This window comes from Streptacidiphilus sp. ASG 303, from assembly GCF_020991365.1.
Lineage (GTDB): Bacteria > Actinomycetota > Actinomycetes > Streptomycetales > Streptomycetaceae > Peterkaempfera.
Map to the genome: position 1 here is coordinate 1 of NZ_JAJLRA010000135.1, position 306 is coordinate 306.

The window sequence follows — 306 nt, forward strand, 5'->3', positions numbered from 1 at the left end:
CCGCTCGTCCGGGAAGTCGTCCTTCCGGAAGACCTCCACCGAGTCGACCGTGAAGACGGCGGAGGAGCCGTCCGCCCGGGTGATCTCGGCCTTGTTGCCCTTCTTCAGGGCGCCCAGGCCCCAGACGACGGCCGGGCCCAGCTTGGTGTCGAGCCCGCCGAGCACCAGCGCGGTGCCCCGCTCGCCCGGCGTCGCGCCGTCCCCGGACCAGCCGACCAGGTTGCTGTCGGTGTTGGGCGGCGGCTGCAGCACGCCCTTCTTGTCCCGCGTCAACCTGGTGAAGGGCGCGTTCACCCCGATGCGGGC

Annotated in this window: 1 protein-coding gene; it reads right to left on the minus strand. The window is 72.5% G+C overall.

Annotated elements, in window-relative coordinates; all coding sequences use genetic code 11:
- Nucleotides 1-306: sortase domain-bontaining protein (locus tag LO771_RS30240; protein WP_374228282.1), on the minus strand; the 306-nt coding region annotated here is incomplete at both ends.